Here is a 16,741-nt window from a genome sequence, read left to right on the forward strand (position 1 = left end):
TCCACGGTGTAGATCCCCAAGCCCTCCTGCATTCGTCGCAGAAGAGAAATAGGTGGCCGGATTTTACTCCGCCCGCAGCCGGACTATTCCGCCGCTACCGTGGCCGACTTTTGCACCGCCGCTCTCACCCGGTTCGAGAGAAGCAGACACCAGAGCCAGACCGACGCCACCATAAAAGTGCCTTGCATCAACCAGTATTGCGCAGGACCCGAGAGAGCAAATTCGTAGCCGAACGGTAGATGCCACAGCCAGTAGATCGTGGTGTGCATCAGAAAGACAGCCTCGGCCGGCACCTTCGTCAGGGCATGCGCTTTTGGACGAACCAGCGCGGCAATGAGCGGTGCGGCGAGGGCTCCGACCAGAATGTGATGGATCGTCCTTGCGGAAAACAGGGCCGTCGACAAGGCGCAGAGTGGTGAGACGAACGCGATCATCAATAGGATCGAAAGGAGCGGCGTTTGCCAGAGGTGCTGGCCTGAGCGGAGTCGATACAAGGTGACCATGAAGCAGGCCCCAGCTGCAATCAGAATGAAATCCAGATTCCATGAGACCAGCAGATTTTCTGCGTTGGGCGCGGGCCCGCAATATGGGTCTAGAACGCTGCTCACGACTACAGTTCCCTCTTACATCCCCTTGCCCAAAATCAGGACACGTAAACCCCGAACAACAACGCAGCGGGAGGGGAAGAGTTCCATGCGTCAACAGATATCGCGCGATGCGTGCGTGAATGGTCCAAAAAGCAGGGAACAAACTGCTGCTGTCTGCATTTGCAAAATCATCAATGCGTCAAGAGCGATGCTTTCGCTGGCCTGTCCTTTATCCGGCCAAGTGTGTGACGCTTTCATGCGACCGGCAATCTGGTGGCAGTCATATCAACTGTCTCGCGCCACCATTTCCGCGTGATCTGGAGCAGCCGCGCGATCAATCCCTACCCCACAACGAGGTGAACCGTTGGACAAGGACAAGGTCAAATACTCCCCATATACCAGCCCCACGGGTGGCTGGGGCTCCGTCAATTCACTGGTGAAGAACTCTATCGGCCAGCGCGCGATTGGGACGGTCCCGGGTTTGATGAAGGACCATAACAAGGCCGGCGGGTATATGTGCACCAGTTGTGCATGGGCAAAACCTGGAAAACCGCATCTCGCGGAATTCTGCGAGAACGGCGCAAAGGCCACGTTTTGGGATCTGACCGCCAAGCGCACGACACCGGAGTTCTTCAAGCAGCATACCCTCACGGAACTTCTCGGTTGGGCAGATTACGACCTCGAAAACGAGGGGAGACTGACGCATCCGATGCGCTATGATGCGGCCAGCGACACCTATGTCGAGGTAAGCTGGTCGGACGCCTTCGCCGATATCGGACGCAAGCTTAGAAGCTATGAACCCGAGACTGTCGTGTTCTACGCATCCGGACGCGCGTCGCTTGAAACCTCCTACATGTATCAGTTGCTGGCCCGCCTCTACGGAAACAACAATCTCCCCGACAGTTCCAACATGTGTCACGAAACAACATCGGTCGCGCTGCCGCAAAGCATCGGCACCCCGGTTGGAACCATCTTGCTGGAGGACTATCAGCACACCGACTGCATTCTCTCCTTCGGGCAGAACGTCGGCACGAACGCGCCGCGCCTGCTTCACAGTCTCCAGGAGGTCCGGGAGCGCGGGGCGCCTGTGATCGTCTTCAATCCATTGAAGGAACGTGGTTGGCAATCCTTTGTCAATCCGCAGCGTCCAGGACAGATGATCACCAACAAGGCCACGGATATTGCCACGCAATATCATCAGGTCAGCGCTGGCGGCGACATCGCGGTAATGATGGGCATGGCCAAATGTCTGTTCTTGTGGGACGACCAAGCCAAGGCCAATGGAGGCACTCGGGTTCTCGACGTTCCTTTCATTGAGGAGCACACCCATGGTTTCGAGGCTTTCGAAGCGCAGGTCCGCGCGGCTCAATGGGAAGAAATTCTTGCCATCTCCGGTCTGGAAAAGACGGCGATTGAGGCGGCCACGCAGACCTATGCACAGGCAAAAGCGGTGATTGCGATCTATGGAATGGGCCTCACGCAACATCGCCTGGGGGTTAGCAATGTCCAGATGCTCGTTAACCTGATGCTGATGCGGGGCAATATCGGCCGTCAGGGCGCAGGTATCTGTCCCGTCCGCGGACATTCCAATGTGCAGGGGCAACGAACCGTCGGGATCGCCGAGAAGACGGCGTTGGTGCCGCTCGACCGGCTTGCTGCGCAATACGGCTTCGAGCCGCCACGCAACGACGGGCTGAACACGGTGGAGGCGTGCGAGGCCATCATCCGCGGTGATGTCAAAGCCTTCGTTAGCCTGGGCGGCAACTTCGTCCGCGCCATTCCCGAACGTGAACTGATGGAGGAGAAATGGCGTGGCCTTGATCTCTCCGTTCAGATCGCCACCAAGCTGAACAGAAGCCACCTGATTGCGGCGAAGACGACCTATCTTTTGCCGACGCTGGTGCGATCGGAAATTGACGAGCAGGCATCCGGCCCCCAGATCGTCTCGATGGAGGATTCCACGACCTGCATCCACGCTTCACGCGGCAAGTACCAGCCGGCAAGCCCTGCTTTGCTTTCCGAGCCGCGCATCGTGGCGGAAATAGCGAAGACTGCACTCGATCACAATCCAAACGTTCCGTGGGAGGCATGGGTCGAAAACTATGCCCGGATCAGAGATGCGATCGAACAGACGTTTCCGGAGCAGTTTTCCGGCTACAACGCCCGGCTGGATACCCCGGGGGGCTTCCCTCGCCCTGTCCCGGCAAGGCACCGTCAGTGGGAAACGGACACCGGCAAGGCGAATTTCAAGCTCGTGAAATCGCTCTGCGCGAGTTTTGCAGCCGGAAGCGGCCCAGATGTCCTGCGTCTCATTACGTTGCGATCCAATGACCAGTTCAACACGACAGTTTACGGTTATGATGACCGTCTGCGCGGTATCCATAATTCCCGGATGATCGTGATGATGAATCCAGGCGATCGGGAGCGAGCCGGCATCAAGAAGAACGGCCTGGCGCGGATCACGACGGCTGTAGACGATGGGATTGTGCGAACCCTCAGCGGCCTCGAAGTCATCGACTATGACATACCGGCAGGCAGTTGTGCTGCCTATTTTCCAGAGTGCAACGGGCTGATACCTCTTTGGCAATACGCCGAGGACAGCAAGACGCCGGCCGCCAAATCCGTTCCCGTCCGGGTGGTTCCCGCATGAGTACATTCCTATCCCATGCAGACCTGCGGCCGATGTGTTCGACAAGATGACGACCAAGGCCACCCGGAGGCCCGGGATCGTTGCTGTCCTTGGAGTAGGGGCAGGAGTGTACATCTTTTGATCACAGGGAAAATGTCTGTGCTGACAAGACAGACAGTCGTCCTGCCGACGTCATGCAGTCACCCCGCTCGCCCAAGAAACCTGACACTATCAAGACGGCTATAGAGAATGCGTTGCGATCATGTGGAGTGACGCGCTGATGGTAGAAACATTCGGTCAGGCGCCATCATCACCGGGCGGCCCCGGAACAATCTCCTGTATTATTTGAAAGGTGGACATCCATGATGTGTGTCGGCAAGGTCCTGGAAGTGTGGCGCTATCCTGTCAGCTCGATCGGTGGCGAGTTAATGGAAAGCATTGAAACGTCGTCGAATGGCGTTGTTGGCGACCGTGAATTCGCGTTGTTCGATCTTGAAACCGGCTTGCCGGCCGCCCCTGAAAAAGCGCCTCGGTGGCGTCCGGCATTGTTTATGGCTTGTGACCGGATTGGAGGAGGTCTACCCAGGCTCGGATTTCCGGATGGGCGCTGGATGCAGCTTGACGACACCCGCCTGCGTGTCACGCTGGAGCAGTACTTCGGGTTTCAAGTCGGCGTCGGCGTATACGCGCAATCGGCGCTCGGTGATGAAAACAGGTTTCCGGTCGTCAGAAAGCGTTACGCTCCAAGCCCTCTTCATGTTCTGACGACCGCCTCGCTAGAGAAATTGTCCCAGTTAAGCAGTGTCAGCGACATCGATCGAAGACGTTTTCGCCCGTCGATACTGATCGAGAGCGAGGAGCAAAACGTTTTCCTGGAAAACAGCTGGATCGGCCAGAAATTGCAGATCGGCGAGCTTCCGTGCAACGTGGTTGAAGGAACGAAACGCTGTGGCATGACACTGATCGCGCAGCCCGGGCTTGAAGAGGAGCCGGAGATTCTTCGAAACATTTTAAGGCACAACAGCAGAAACCTTGGCGTTTACTGCGATGTAAAACGGGCGGGCACGGTTAGCGTCGGTGATCCGGTTTATGCGGACATCTGAAACCGACCAGCATGTGCCTGTTCAATGTTGCTCAGTATTGCCGCGGAAACGACGTTGCCAATATCATGAGCGCTGGTAATCCCTTGCACGAACGGCAGCTTGTGCAGCAGGAACGAGATGGCTGCGCAGTAGAGGTGATTGCACAGGTTGTCCTCGAACTTCGGCCGAAAGGCATGATCAAGATCGATGCCGCCGGTTCGCACGGTACTTTCCGCGATTTCGGCACTTATCACCGGCTGGGCCTGCGGCGTCGTCGCCTTGCGCACGACGCCTTGCTCGATCAGCGTCGGAAATGGAATATCGACGGCAGACATCGCATGCTGGCCTGTCGCGTCGATAAATGCTTCGTATTCGACTGTCTTGCCGTGATGCATCAACACGACGCCGCTCTCTACGCCGTCTGTGCTTACTGTATAGTTCGCGCCCAATGCGATGATGTCCAAAATTCCGGCGCGGTGCAGTGCCAATAGTCTGGCGATCGAAGCGTGGGGAACAGTGGCGTAATCGTCCACAAAAACAGTCTTGAAATGCTTGTGAAACCGATCGAGGTCGGTGTCGTCGAGTTGCGGAATGGCACGGGCAATAACCTCGTGCATTCTCAGGATCGCATAGCGCCATTGCACCGTGTACCGGTTTTTTTTGTTCTGCTCGGCTTCGGCCAGATTTTGGGCTGCCCAGACGAAGGGATCTGTGTGTTCGCGGGCTGCGAAATACGCGGGGGCGACCGTCTCCACTGTCAGCATCGAAAGTCCAATTTTGGCCGCATAGGCCGGATCCGCGGCAATCATTTCCTGTTTGAACAGGTCGAAGATATCGTCGAGAAGGTTGTGTCGGCCGGTTGCCAGGAGGGCGTCGATGGCTTCGTTCGTACAAAACAACGGCTCAATGTAAGGGATTTCGCAATAGAAATCCGCCTCTGGTAGAAGCCCCTTGCGCGACATCATTGTCACATGAAAATTCTCGTTGTCCGCACTGGCTTGAAATTGCAATTGTCCGGCTGGGTCGAGATAAAATGCGCCATGTGCCGTTGCTACTGTGATCAGCGCGTCGATGCCGCTCAGCGATGTCCCGAGAATTCCGACACGGCAGTTGCCGATCTGCTTGAGTGCCTGCGCTGGCCACGGCGACACGAAGTAGCCGGGCTTGACTTCGATGTTTTCAGGCCAGTCATGCCCGGTTGCCATGACGACATGGTCGAAGGCGAATTCGGTGCGCAACCCATCCAGCTGCTGAACAGTCACCCGGACATCGTCAGTCTGCAAAGCTATATCCACGACGCGCTCGCGCGCCCGGACATCAACAACGTGGCCTTTTTGCTGCCCACTGGCAACAAGCCGAAGAAATTGCGCCTGCAGAAACTCGCCAAGAACAACCCGCGGGTAGAATTCCCGCTCATTGATCGCGTCGCGATTGATGAGCAGCCGTTGAAGGTCGGCATCCGTTTGCCGACGAAGCCATTGAACAAGGCTTTCGCAAATGACGGGCAGCTCGATGCTCGCGATGTTGGAGAGCATTGCGCGATCGTTGATGTCGGGGTGGTACGGTGTACCCTTGCCCGGGTCGCTCTCGGCCTCAAAAACGGTGATCGATATCGGGACAGCTGAGCCAACGAGACCTTTCAGAGTATAGATGCCTGTCGGACCTGATCCGATAATTGCAATTCTGATCATACTGAAAACAATTCCTCACGCCGGGACATTCAACGCTACTCGAGGTACATGGAGCGATACGGAACCCTTCTGGGGCTCATTTGTTCCACGGCACGATCACAGCCCACGTGTTCATCGATGCCCGGCACATTGGCGGGACGATAGCGATGCCATTTTGCAACATAGCTATCGTATTTCTAGGATTTGAAGGGAATTGGTGCACGGACCAGATATCAACGTAATGCGTCTAAGTGGTCGGGATCGAAAATAACTTGATTGATCCCGCATGCCCCACAAACATAACGCTTGCCGCCGCCATCACATAGGCGAGATGAAGTTAAAAGTGACAAACTGAACGGAGTATGAGGCGGGCCTTCGCCGCCGTGACAGGTTGGCCCTTTGGATGGCGCCATAAGCGCTGGCGCGATGGGAAGCGCGATAAAAAAACCCATGGATTTCGGCTCGCTCGTGGATGGCAAAAGTCTGCAGAACCGATAAGTTGCCGCCGCACTCGCAGAGCTATTGGCGTTGAAAGGACTGACATGCATGGTACTGGTTCGTCACACCAATATTGCTAAAGTACCCCGCTTTCTGAACGAAAAAGTTCAGCGCCAGGCCATTACGAGAAGCCTTTGAACGGTGCGTCTTCAAGGAAGTACCCTCAAAAAGCTGAGCAGCCACACCACAACAGATCCAAGTGATTCATATGCATAGAAAAAGCTCCGCCACCGGAACAAAGACAGCGCTCGGGCTCGAGCCGACCGTTCTGATAGGACTCGCATTCGCGCTCGTGTTTTTCGTTCTCAGCACGACGGTCGCCGCTTACACCACCCAGCAACTTCGGGCGAGCAATGCGAGCGTCGTTCAGACACATAGGGTCATCGTTGCGATCGATCTTCTATTAATTGACGCCCAAGACGCCGAGACGGGGCAGCGGGGTTATCTGCTCACGGGCGAAGACGACTACCTTGAGCCCTATCACCGGGCATTTTCCCAAGTGCAGAACCGAATGACATCAGTTGAGCGGTTGATTGGTGACGACATCTCGCAACAGGCTCGTTTTGAGGAACTGCGGGGCTACGTCGAATCCAAGTTCCGTGAGATGGATCAGACATTGCGGGTTTACCGCGAGGAAGGACAAAGCGCAGCGCTGGCTCTGGTCGCTTCGGATCGCGGCAAATCCGACATGGATGGCATCCGAAAGCTCGTTTCCGAACTCCGCGATGATGAAACCGCAGAGCGGTCCCAGCGCGTGGCGGAGATGAACACGGCGTATTCGATCGCGTTCGGGACCAGCCTCGCGTCAGGCGTTCTCAGTATTGTTCTGACGTTTGTCATCGGGGCGCTGATGAGAAAGGCTACGCTCGCGCGACGTCGCGAGCAGTGGCTCAAAGATGCGCAGGTCGGTTTGGCGGCTTCCGTTTCTGGAGAACAGTCCATCCAGGAACTGGGCCAGAATATTCTGGGCTTCCTCACAAACTATCTCGGGGCGGTTGCCGGAGCACTCTACACCGAAAGCGCGGGCCGATATGTCCGTTCCTCGGTCCATGGAGTCCCCTCCGACGTTACCCTTCCAGAGGGTTTCGGCGAAAACGACAGTTTGTTCGGCCACGTTTTGCGGGATCATCGACCGATTGCGGTCGGCGAGGTTCCGGACGGATACATCAGTTTCGGCTCCAGTCTAGGGCAGAACAAGCCACGTCACCTCGCCTTGGCGCCAGCCATCGTCGAAGGCGAAGTCAAGGGGCTGTTCGAGCTCGGATTCCTGTCGCCCGTCAGCGACGAGGCGCTTGTCCTTCTGGAGCAGGTCTCCGATACGATCGCAGTTGCCATACGGTCGGCCGAGTTCCGCACGCGCCTTCAGATGCTCCTTGAAGAAACGCAACGTCAGTCCGAAGAGCTGCAGGTCCAGGGTGAAGAGCTGAGGGTATCCAACGAGGAACTGGAGGAGCAAAGCCGCGCGCTGAAGGAATCCCAGGCCCGCCTGGAGCAGCAGCAAGCCGAGCTCGAACAGACCAATTCCCAGCTTGAAGAACAGGCGCAGGAGCTGGAACGGCAGCGGGACGATCTCGAACAAGCAAACGAGGCAACGCAGATCAAAGCGCAGGAAGTGGAGCAGGCAAGCCGTTATAAGTCTGATTTCCTTGCAAACATGTCGCATGAGCTGCGCACGCCGCTTAATTCATCCCTCATTCTTGCCAAACTGCTTGCGGACAACGCAGATGAGAACCTGACACCGGAGCAGGTGAAATTCGCCCAGACGATCGAGTCTTCGGGCAATGATCTTCTGAACCTGATCAACGACATCCTCGATTTGTCCAAAATCGAAGCCGGTCATGTTGAGATTCGCCCCGAGCCGGTGTCTGTCGAACGCATGCTTGGTTCGCTCCGTCATCTCTTCGAACCACTCGCCTTCAACAAGAGCCTGGAGCTCTCTCTTTCGGCAACGGCCGACACGCCGGCCGTCATACAGACTGATCCGCAAAGGCTGGAGCAGGTGTTGAAGAACCTGCTCGCCAACGCGATCAAGTTTACCGAAAAGGGACGTGTCACGCTGACGATCGGTCCTTATGGAGACAGCCAAATTGCACTCTCGGTGAAGGATACCGGGATCGGCATCGCCGAAGATCAGCAGAAGCAGATTTTCGAAGCTTTTCACCAGGCCGATAGCACGATCAGTCGCCGGTTTGGTGGCACTGGTCTTGGGCTTTCGATTTCCCGAGAGTTGGTGAGACTCTTAGGGGGAACGCTCCGGCTTGAGGGGAGTTCGGGTGCGGGAAGCACTTTCACGGTCGTCATTCCTCAGGTTTTCAGCGCCTCGCTTCTCCAGGCTCCGTCTCTCGATGCAAAGGCGCAGCATACGCCGCCTTCAGTGCTCCTCGGTCGCCCCCCGCAACAGGCCCGGCCGTCCGTGCCGATGTCCACTACGGGTATCGTGGAGGACGATCGTTTCCTTATCGACGAACACGCGCGCAAACTTCTCATCGTTGAGGATGACCCGTCCTTCGCCATGATCCTGCGAGATGTGGCACGCCAGTTGAATTTCCGCGCTCTGGTCGCTGGAACTGCGCAGGAAGCGCTTGAACTGGCATCCCAGTTCATTCCGCATGCCATAGTGTTGGACGTCGGGCTGCCGGACCAATCCGGTCTTTCGGTGCTTGATCGCCTGAAGCGCGATGTGCGCACCCGTCATATTCCGATTCATATCCTTTCTGCGGAGGATTATTCTGACCGTGCGCTATCATTGGGAGCCGTTGGCTATGCCCTCAAGCCCGTACAGCGGGACCAGTTGATCAGCATGCTTGAATCGCTGCGGGCAAAGGTTGCGCAGCGCGTTCGACGCGTACTGATCGTCGAGGACAACGCGGTGCAGCGCGAAGCCGTGTCCCGTCTCATTGCTTCGCATGACGTTGAGACAGTCGGCGCCGGGACAGCCAGCGAATGCATTGCCCTGCTGAAGCAACAGACTTTTGACTGCATGGTGCTCGATCTCTCCCTGCCGGACGCATCCGGTTTTGCACTGCTTGAAACCATCAGCCAAGATGGTCCGCATTCCTTTCCACCTGTCATTGTCTACACCGGCCGCGTTCTGTCGAGCGAAGAAGAACAGAAGCTCCGCCGCTACTCAAAGTCGATCATCATCAAGGGTGCAAAGTCTCCGGAACGGCTGTTGGACGAAGTGACTCTGTTCCTACATCAGGTCGTGTCGGAATTGCCCGTCGAGCAGCAACAGATGATCCGCAAGGCGCGAAATCGCGATGCACTCCTGGAAGGACGCCGTATTCTCGTCGTTGAAGACGACGTCCGCAATGTCTATGCGCTGACCAACATCCTCGAGCCGCGCGGAGCGATCGTCGAAATTGCTAGGAACGGGGAGGAGGCACTGGAAAAACTTGAGCAGTCGCTCAGCCGGCCCGAAGGGCGCATCGATCTCGTACTGATGGATGTCATGATGCCGGTGATGGATGGCCTGACCGCCACGCGCCACATCCGGAACAATTCCACCTGGGCGAAGCTACCTATTATTACACTGACGGCAAAGGCCATGCCGGATGATCAGAAGCGGTGTATAGAGGCTGGCGCCAACGACTATATGGCAAAGCCGCTCGATGTTGAGAAACTCCTGTCTCTGGTTCGCGTGTGGATGCCGCAATGACGGAGACATTTGAGAAGATCGAGGATATCGAGATCCGCCTCCTGCTAGAGGCATTGTATCACCGCTACCACTATGATTTCCGCAACTATGCCATGTCGTCCATCCGCAGACGATTGCGCCAGGCGCGCGAGCAACTCGGTTTCTCAACGATTTCGGCCATGCAGGAGGGTGTGCTGCATGACACCGACATGTTGCCCCAGATGTTGCGCTACCTGACAATTCAGGTCAGTGAGATGTTCCGCGATCCATCCTATTTCCTGGCGATCCGAGAGAAGGTGGTGCCGCATCTGCGGACCTATCCCTCCCTGAAGATTTGGATCGCCGGGTGCAGTGCAGGCGAGGAGCTCTATTCTTTCGTCATTCTCTTCCGGGAGGAAGGACTGGAGGAGCGGACTCTGTTCTATGCCACGGACATCAACCCTGATGCTCTCGCCCACGCAGAGACCGGCATTTATGATATCGAACGGATTCGTCTCTTTACGGAAAACCACCGGCAGGCCGGGGGAAAGACCTCCTTGTCCGATTATTATACCAGCGGCTATAATCGCTGCGTTTTAGACAAAAGCCTTCGGCGCAATGTGGTCTTTTCCGACCACAGCCTCGTCACCGACCAAGTGTTCGGTGAAATGCAGTTTGTGTCTTGCCGGAACGTCATGATCTATTTCGACCGACCATTACAGAACCGGGCAGTTGGACTGTTTCGTGATTCCCTTCCGCACAATGCCTTTCTCGGTCTTGGCGCAAAGGAAACGTTACGTTTTTCCACGCATGTGGACAGCTTCCGGGAATTCGTGCGGGAGGAGAAGATCTACCAGAGGAACGGGGAATGAGGGGCACGCCGAAGGGGGCCGTGATCATCGGTGCATCTGCCGGGGCGCTTGAGGCATTGTCTTCGATCCTGCCCGCCCTGCCCGCTGGCTATCCGCTGCCAATCTTCGTCATCGTGCACCTGCCGCCGAACAAACGCAGCGTACTTGCCGAGATCTTCAACATCAAATGCCGTTTGCGGGCGATAGAGGCTGAAGACAAGGAACCGGTCGAGCCGGGTGTTATATATTTCGCTCCGCCCAACTATCATTTGTTGCTGGAGGGCCGTTCCAACATTGCCCTCTCGGGAGAAGAGGCGGTGTTGTTTTCTCGACCGTCCATCGATGTCGCCTTTGAAAGTGCGTCAGAGGCCTGGGGCGATCGTCTGACGGGGATCGTTTTGACCGGCGCCAATCACGATGGCGCACGGGGTCTTCAGGCAATCGGACGTTCCGGGGGCACTATGATCGTGCAGGATCCTGCAAGCGCCTACGCCCAAGCAATGCCGGAAGCCGCAATGCTGGCAAGCCCAAACGCCCATGTTTTTACGCTGCCCGAGATTTCATCCTATTTGTTGAGCAACTTCCAATGACAATGCCGGTTAAATTTCTTCTTGTTGATGATCTATCGGAGAACCTGCTGTCTCTCGAGGCGCTGCTTCGTCGCGCTGATCTGACACTTCTTAAGGCAAGGTCGGGCGATGAAGCACTGGAGTTGTTGTTGGACCATGACATTGCTCTGGCTCTGATTGACGTGCAGATGCCGGGCCTAAACGGTTTTGAACTTGCCGAACTGATGCGCGGAAACGAAAGGACCCGGCGGATCCCGATCATTTTCGTTACCGCCGGAAGCCATAGTGCCGAGCGCCGCTTTCAAGGTTACGAGGCAGGTGCTGTCGACTTCATCCAGAAGCCGATCGAACCGCATGTTCTGCGCAGCAAGGCGGAAGTGTTCGTTGAAATATATCGCCAGCGCCAGATGCTCGCCGAGCAGAGGGACGTTTTGCAGGCGCAGGCCCAGGCGCTGCAATTGGCCGACCGGCGGAAAAATGAATTTCTGGCTGTGCTCGTCCACGAATTGCGCAACCCCCTCGCCGCGCTGCATGGCGGGCTGAAACTTCTCTTTCGGGGGCCAGAACCCGAGAAGGCAGAGCAAATCAATGGGCTGATGCAAGAACAGATGTCGCACATCATCCGACTTGTCGATGACCTTCTTGACGTATCGCGCATTACGCAGGGCAAAATCAATCTTTCAAAAACTTTGTTTGATTTGAAGGATTCCGTATCTGCAGCTGTGGAAATGACAAAGTCGGCCATCGACGAAAAAAACCATGCTGTTGTATTGACTGTGCCGGAGATGTCCTGCGACATTCTCGCGGATCGAGTCCGCATAACCCAGTGCGTTTCAAATCTGCTGAACAACGCTGCCAAGTACACGCCAAGCGGTGGCCGTATTGAAGTCTCTGTCGAGGTTCTCGAGAACAGCTACCGCGTGGCGGTTTCGGACAATGGCCTTGGACTGACACCTGAAGGATCACAAGCGATCTTCCAAATGTTCGGCCAGATCGAAGAGCATCGCGATCACGCCCGCGGCGGTCTTGGAATCGGTCTTGCCTTGGTCAAACAATTCATAGAGCTACACGACGGCGATGTGACCGTCTGGAGTGATGGGCCCGGTAAAGGAAGCGTCTTTGCCCTGCAGATACCCAAAGCATGACGGTGAGCGATTGGGCTTGCCGACCAGGTCCGACTTGCCGTTCCAGGATATCTCAGCACTGATTGAAACATGAAGCCCGCTCCGTCGTCTGCATCCGCAGTGCAAACCGGAGGTCCTAACAACCGGACCAGCTAACTTCGCCACCGAAAAATAGTGGGCAACGGAGCGTCGCTTGCTTGGTGTGTATCACTATGATCTTTTGCCAACTTCCGGCTTCGCTAAAAATTTCCACGAAGAGAGAGCGGTCGGTAGCTTCACGCCCTATGGAACAAGCTGGCTACAGAGGAGTTTAAGCGCCTGAGATCGCGTTGATCCTCAATGATTTTGACCCGGCTATGAGGCCCCATGTACAATCATTCCGCATTCCAGTGGCTCGCGCGCGCAGGCTATGCGGCACGTGGCATCGTCTATGTTCTGGTAGCCGGTCTTGCGCTTCTGTCCTCTTTTGGCGGCAGTAAACCTGATTCCAAATCAGCCCTACAAGTTGTGCTTCAGCAACCGCTCGGCCGAATTTGGCTCGGCGTCATTGCGATCGGCCTTCTCGGCTTCATCGCATGGCGTCTCGCGCAAACGTTCGCAAATGCCGATGGTCATCCCAGCACGCTGAAAGGTTTTGGCATCCGGTTCGGTATGCTGATAAGCGCCGTCGTCCATTGCAGTTTGGCATTATACGCTGCGAATTTGGCGCTGGGCGTGGGGAGCCAAGACGGTACATCTAGTGGAGAAGCTGAACTCAGCGCCTCGCTGATCGCACAACCATTTGGTCGCTACCTTCTCGCAAGCGTCGGCTTTGCGGTGGTAGGTGCGGGTATCGCTCAGATCATAAAGGGCGCCTCGCATGGATACCGTAAATATCTGGATATCCCATCGACGGCCGGGACTGCAATCAATTTTATCTGCGTATACGGCCTGACCGCTCGCGGCCTTGTCTTTGCCATCAGTGGAGTATTCTTCCTCTACGCTTCATATGCTGTCAATCCTGATCAGGCGGGTGGACTATCTGATGCTATGGCCTGGGTGCGTCAACTGCCGTTCGGCGCTTTACTTTATTCAGCAGTGGCAATCGGTCTACTGGCATTCGGTCTCTACGGGTTTGTCGAAGCCGCCTACAGACGTATCAATCCGCCGCCGATCACAGCGGCGCGCCATGCTGTTGGGCTTTAACCCGCACCTGTTGAGTGAACGGCGAATGAAGGGGGTCTGTGTCCACAAGGGAGACTTTGGACACAATAACGTTGGATGTTTTGAAGGCCACGGGGGCTTCGGGCTGTGAAGGTTCTTCCCAACGGGAAGCGGCGTTCGAACCCGTCCAGAAAGGCATTGGTGCAGGGATCAAGTATAGGTTGAATCATCCTGCATGCCTCCCGCTATCACGCCTCCTGCCGCCATCACATCGGGAAAATGAAGTTCCAAGTGACGAACTGGGCGGAATATGAGGCCGGCCTTCGCCGCTGTGGCAGTTTAACCCTTTGGATAACGCCGGAAGCGCTTAGCGGTTGGGTTGCCCCACGGCGCAACACGCGCGGTGGCGAGCCTCTCTGTTCGGGTCTAGCGATCGAAACTACATTAATGCCGCGCATGGTGTTTGGGCTGAGTTTGCGCCAGAGCGTAGGGCTTCTGAGTTCTGTGCTTGACATGATGGGATTGGATTTGCCTGTGCCCGATCATACCAAGCTGAGCCGGAGGGCCAGAACCTGGAAGCCATCGGCCAGAAGCACCGACAGGCAGCATGTGACTGGGCAACGGAGCTGCCGGCGATCGACCCTGCCTGGGGCAAGCCTGAGATTTGGCAGGCGATCGCCTGTGCACGAGGGCCATGGAGCGATTTCTGTCTTCTCTCCGCCTTTGACCTGCCCCGTGACCCCGGCGGTGATCCTGCAGAAGAACGGGCTCATCAATACGCTGCTCATCAACATCGGCCTGATCGGACAGCCGCTGGAGCTGATCTACAATCGGACGGGCGTGCTGATTGCACTCACCCACATTCTCCTACCCTATGCAGTCCTGCCGATCCTCGGGGCGATGCGCAACGTTCCCAGAAACCAGACGCTAGCGGCGAACTCGCTCGGCGCCGGACCGCTCAAAACCTTCTTCTCCGTCTATCTGCCTCAGATTCTGCCCGGCATTTCCGCCGGTGGACTTCTCGTCTTCATTCTCTCGCTCGGCTATTACATCACTCCGCTGCTTCTCGGCGGCGAGGGCGATCAGTTGCTGCCCTACTACATCGCGTTCTACACCACCCAGACCGTCAACTGGGGCCTTGCTGCCGCGCTTGGCTCGGTGCTGCTGACAGCGACATTCCCACTCTACGCGTCCTATATCCGCCTAGTCGGCGTCCCGCCCATCGGATTGGGATAGGAGCCCGTCATGACTGACAGCACATATTGGTGGAAACTGGCGGGGAGGACATTCGGCGTCGTCGTCCTGCTTTTCCTGATCGCACCGATCATTGTGATCATCCCGCTCTCCCTCAACACATCGAGCATTCTTGCCTATCCGCTGGAGGGCTTCTCGCTCAAATGATACGCCAAGTTCTTCGCCGACACGCGCTGGTGGATCGCCATTAAAAACAGCTTGATTGTCTGGACCGCGACGGTCTGCCTCGCCACGCCACTCGGTACGTTGGCAGCGCTCGGGCTGTCCGTCACCACCTTTCGCGGCAAATCCTTCCTCGTCGCGAGTTTCATGTCGCCGATGGTCGTTCCCACTGTGATCACCGCCGTTGGTATCTATTTCCTGCTTTCGCGGCTTGGCCTTGCAAACAGCCTCGGCGGACCGGTGCTCGCCCCTACAGCTCTTGCCGTACCTTTTGTGGCAATCACCACCAACGCCTCGCTAAGCCAGCTTGACCGAGTCTTGTTGCGGGCATCCGCCAGTCTCGGCGCGGGTCGATTGACGACCTTCCGGCGCGCGACCATGCCGCTGATCATGCCGGGCATCGTTTCAGGCGCGATCTTCGCCTTCACGACATCATTCGACGAGGTGGTGGTGGCCATGATGCTCACCGGCCCCGAACAGCGCACTCTGCCGCGGTCATCCTTCTTCTGGTCTTCACCGCCCTCCAGCAACGCAGCAGCAGGCTGATCGACAACAACCAATAGATGATCCACCGCCTGACTGTTCATCTTGGCGATTTTTATTTATCCCGGAGGGCTTCCGGTGTTTTCCGGGTCCGTTTTCGTTCGGCCAAAACGAGCATGTCGAGGAAAGCCCTGACCTTTGCCGGCCGAAACCGGGCGGGTGGAAACACGGCATGGATGCCACCTTGCGGCAGCGTCCAGTCCGGAAAGAGCCGGGTGATCGTTCCAGCCCGGATGTCAGCGTCGACCATGTAGTCGGGGAAGACGGAAATACCGACGCCGGCCAGCATGCAGGCATAGCTGGCCGGCGTCTTGTCCGTGGTCATGATCGGTCTCGTTTCGACGGTCACCGTTTCCGTCTGGCCGCGAGAAAAGGTCCAGCGAAGCGGATTCTTCAAAGCTCCGTTCGCGATCCATGGAAGGTCTGCAGATGTCGCCGGAACAGTGCCGGCTGGAACGCGCGCGGCAACCGACGGCGTTGCGACGAGAACCTGCTCGAACGTGCCAAGCCGGCGGGCCCTTTGGCTGGAATCCGCCAGCCATCCGACACGGATGGACAGGTCGATCCGCTCAGCGATCAGATCGCTGACACTATCGTCAAAGATTACATCGACGCGCATTTGGGGATAGGCCAGCAGGTAGGCCGCGATCGTGGGGGCGACGACAGCCGCCCCGTAGTCGAGCGGAGCGGTCAACGTCAATGTTCCGGAAGGCTCCGCATTGCGCTGCGACATCTCTCCATAGGCGGTTTCCGCCTGTCGTAGAATGATGACGCAACGCTCGTAGAACAGATTTCCTTCCTCGGTTGCGTGCAGACGGCGGGTCGTGCGCATCAGAAGCGTCACGCCCAGTTCCTCCTCCAGCCGCGCAATCTGATGACTGACCACCGCCTTGGCGACACCCAGGCGATCCGCCGCCGCAGTGAACGAGCCGGCCTCGACGACGGCGGTGAAAAAGATCAGTCGGTTGAGATTAAGAAAGTCGCTCACATTTGTCTCATTCAATCATACAGTC

The 16,741-nt window shown here is 56.8% G+C and carries 13 protein-coding genes and 1 pseudogene; 11 read left to right on the forward strand and 3 right to left on the reverse strand.

What is annotated here, in order from left to right:
• Positions 1–83 precede the first annotated feature (83 nt).
• Entirely contained in the window at positions 84–608 is a 525-nt protein-coding gene (locus AX760_RS06515; protein WP_071832190.1) for a cytochrome c oxidase assembly protein, read from the reverse strand.
• A 343-nt stretch (positions 609–951) separates the two neighbouring features.
• Between AX760_RS06515 and AX760_RS06520 the strand changes: the two genes are divergently transcribed.
• Complete coding sequence (locus AX760_RS06520; RefSeq protein WP_071832191.1) at positions 952–3,237, forward strand: FdhF/YdeP family oxidoreductase; 2,286 nt, start codon at positions 952–954, stop codon at positions 3,235–3,237.
• A 341-nt stretch (positions 3,238–3,578) separates the two neighbouring features.
• Positions 3,579–4,319, forward strand: coding sequence for an MOSC domain-containing protein (locus AX760_RS06525; RefSeq protein WP_071832192.1), 741 nt, complete (start codon positions 3,579–3,581; stop codon positions 4,317–4,319).
• Here AX760_RS06525 and AX760_RS06530 read toward each other — a convergent pair.
• Complete coding sequence (locus AX760_RS06530; RefSeq protein WP_071832193.1) at positions 4,304–5,989, reverse strand: FAD/NAD(P)-binding protein; 1,686 nt, start codon at positions 5,987–5,989, stop codon at positions 4,304–4,306. The two genes, AX760_RS06525 and AX760_RS06530, sit on opposite strands and share 16 nt — an antisense overlap.
• Before the next feature lie 685 nt (positions 5,990–6,674).
• Here AX760_RS06530 and AX760_RS06535 point away from each other — a divergent pair.
• From AX760_RS06535 to AX760_RS06570, 9 genes and pseudogenes are all read left to right on the forward strand, one after another.
• Positions 6,675–10,124 carry a response regulator gene (locus AX760_RS06535; protein WP_071832194.1) on the forward strand — a complete coding sequence of 1,150 codons (3,450 nt, stop codon included), beginning with the start codon at positions 6,675–6,677 and terminating at the stop codon, positions 10,122–10,124.
• Positions 10,121–10,954: a CheR family methyltransferase gene (locus AX760_RS06540; protein WP_071832195.1), complete on the forward strand. Its 834-nt coding sequence runs from the start codon at positions 10,121–10,123 to the stop codon at positions 10,952–10,954. The genes AX760_RS06535 and AX760_RS06540 overlap by 4 nt, the downstream gene beginning before the upstream one ends.
• 20 nt (positions 10,955–10,974) lie before the next feature.
• The gene (locus AX760_RS06545) at positions 10,975–11,523 is read left to right on the forward strand and encodes a chemotaxis protein CheB (RefSeq protein WP_245294953.1); all 549 of its coding nucleotides are present in this window, start codon (positions 10,975–10,977) and stop codon (positions 11,521–11,523) included.
• Positions 11,520–12,647 carry a hybrid sensor histidine kinase/response regulator gene (locus AX760_RS06550; protein WP_071832197.1) on the forward strand — a complete coding sequence of 376 codons (1,128 nt, stop codon included), beginning with the start codon at positions 11,520–11,522 and terminating at the stop codon, positions 12,645–12,647. Before AX760_RS06545 ends, AX760_RS06550 begins: the two co-directional genes overlap by 4 nt.
• Positions 12,648–12,992: 345 nt before the next feature.
• Positions 12,993–13,811: a DUF1206 domain-containing protein gene (locus AX760_RS06555; protein ID WP_071832198.1), complete on the forward strand. Its 819-nt coding sequence runs from the start codon at positions 12,993–12,995 to the stop codon at positions 13,809–13,811.
• Between the two features lie 237 nt (positions 13,812–14,048).
• Positions 14,049–14,381 (forward strand): annotated as a pseudogene (locus tag AX760_RS06560) (transposase); the annotation flags it as partial.
• 123 nt (positions 14,382–14,504) lie between these two features.
• Positions 14,505–15,005, forward strand: coding sequence for an ABC transporter permease (locus AX760_RS26215; protein ID WP_245294958.1), 501 nt, complete (start codon positions 14,505–14,507; stop codon positions 15,003–15,005).
• A 9-nt stretch (positions 15,006–15,014) separates the two neighbouring features.
• Complete coding sequence (locus tag AX760_RS27630; RefSeq protein ID WP_245294954.1) at positions 15,015–15,170, forward strand: hypothetical protein; 156 nt, start codon at positions 15,015–15,017, stop codon at positions 15,168–15,170.
• Positions 15,171–15,221: 51 nt separating this feature from the next.
• Entirely contained in the window at positions 15,222–15,731 is a 510-nt protein-coding gene (locus tag AX760_RS06570; RefSeq protein ID WP_245294955.1) for an ABC transporter permease, read from the forward strand.
• Between the two features lie 52 nt (positions 15,732–15,783).
• Here the strand turns inward: AX760_RS06570 and AX760_RS06575 are convergent, their stop codons facing one another.
• Positions 15,784–16,716: a LysR family transcriptional regulator gene (locus tag AX760_RS06575; RefSeq protein WP_071832199.1), complete on the reverse strand. Its 933-nt coding sequence runs from the start codon at positions 16,714–16,716 to the stop codon at positions 15,784–15,786.
• Positions 16,717–16,741: the final 25 nt, after the last annotated feature.

The organism is Pararhizobium antarcticum, assembly GCF_001885585.1.
GTDB lineage: Bacteria > Pseudomonadota > Alphaproteobacteria > Rhizobiales > Rhizobiaceae > Pararhizobium > Pararhizobium antarcticum.

What these genes read in the sequence shown, in the direction of transcription:
- AX760_RS06525 (WP_071832192.1), top strand. Translation starts at nt 3,579, where the DNA reads ATGATGTGTGTCGGCAAGGTCCTGGAAGTGTGGCGCTATCCTGTCAGC.
- AX760_RS06530 (WP_071832193.1), bottom strand. Translation starts at nt 5,989, where the DNA reads ATGATCAGAATTGCAATTATCGGATCAGGTCCGACAGGCATCTATACT.
- AX760_RS06535 (WP_071832194.1), top strand. Translation starts at nt 6,675, where the DNA reads ATGCATAGAAAAAGCTCCGCCACCGGAACAAAGACAGCGCTCGGGCTC.
- AX760_RS06540 (WP_071832195.1), top strand. Translation starts at nt 10,121, where the DNA reads ATGACGGAGACATTTGAGAAGATCGAGGATATCGAGATCCGCCTCCTG.
- AX760_RS06550 (WP_071832197.1), top strand. Translation starts at nt 11,520, where the DNA reads ATGACAATGCCGGTTAAATTTCTTCTTGTTGATGATCTATCGGAGAAC.
- AX760_RS06555 (WP_071832198.1), top strand. Translation starts at nt 12,993, where the DNA reads ATGTACAATCATTCCGCATTCCAGTGGCTCGCGCGCGCAGGCTATGCG.
- AX760_RS27630 (WP_245294954.1), top strand. Translation starts at nt 15,015, where the DNA reads ATGACTGACAGCACATATTGGTGGAAACTGGCGGGGAGGACATTCGGC.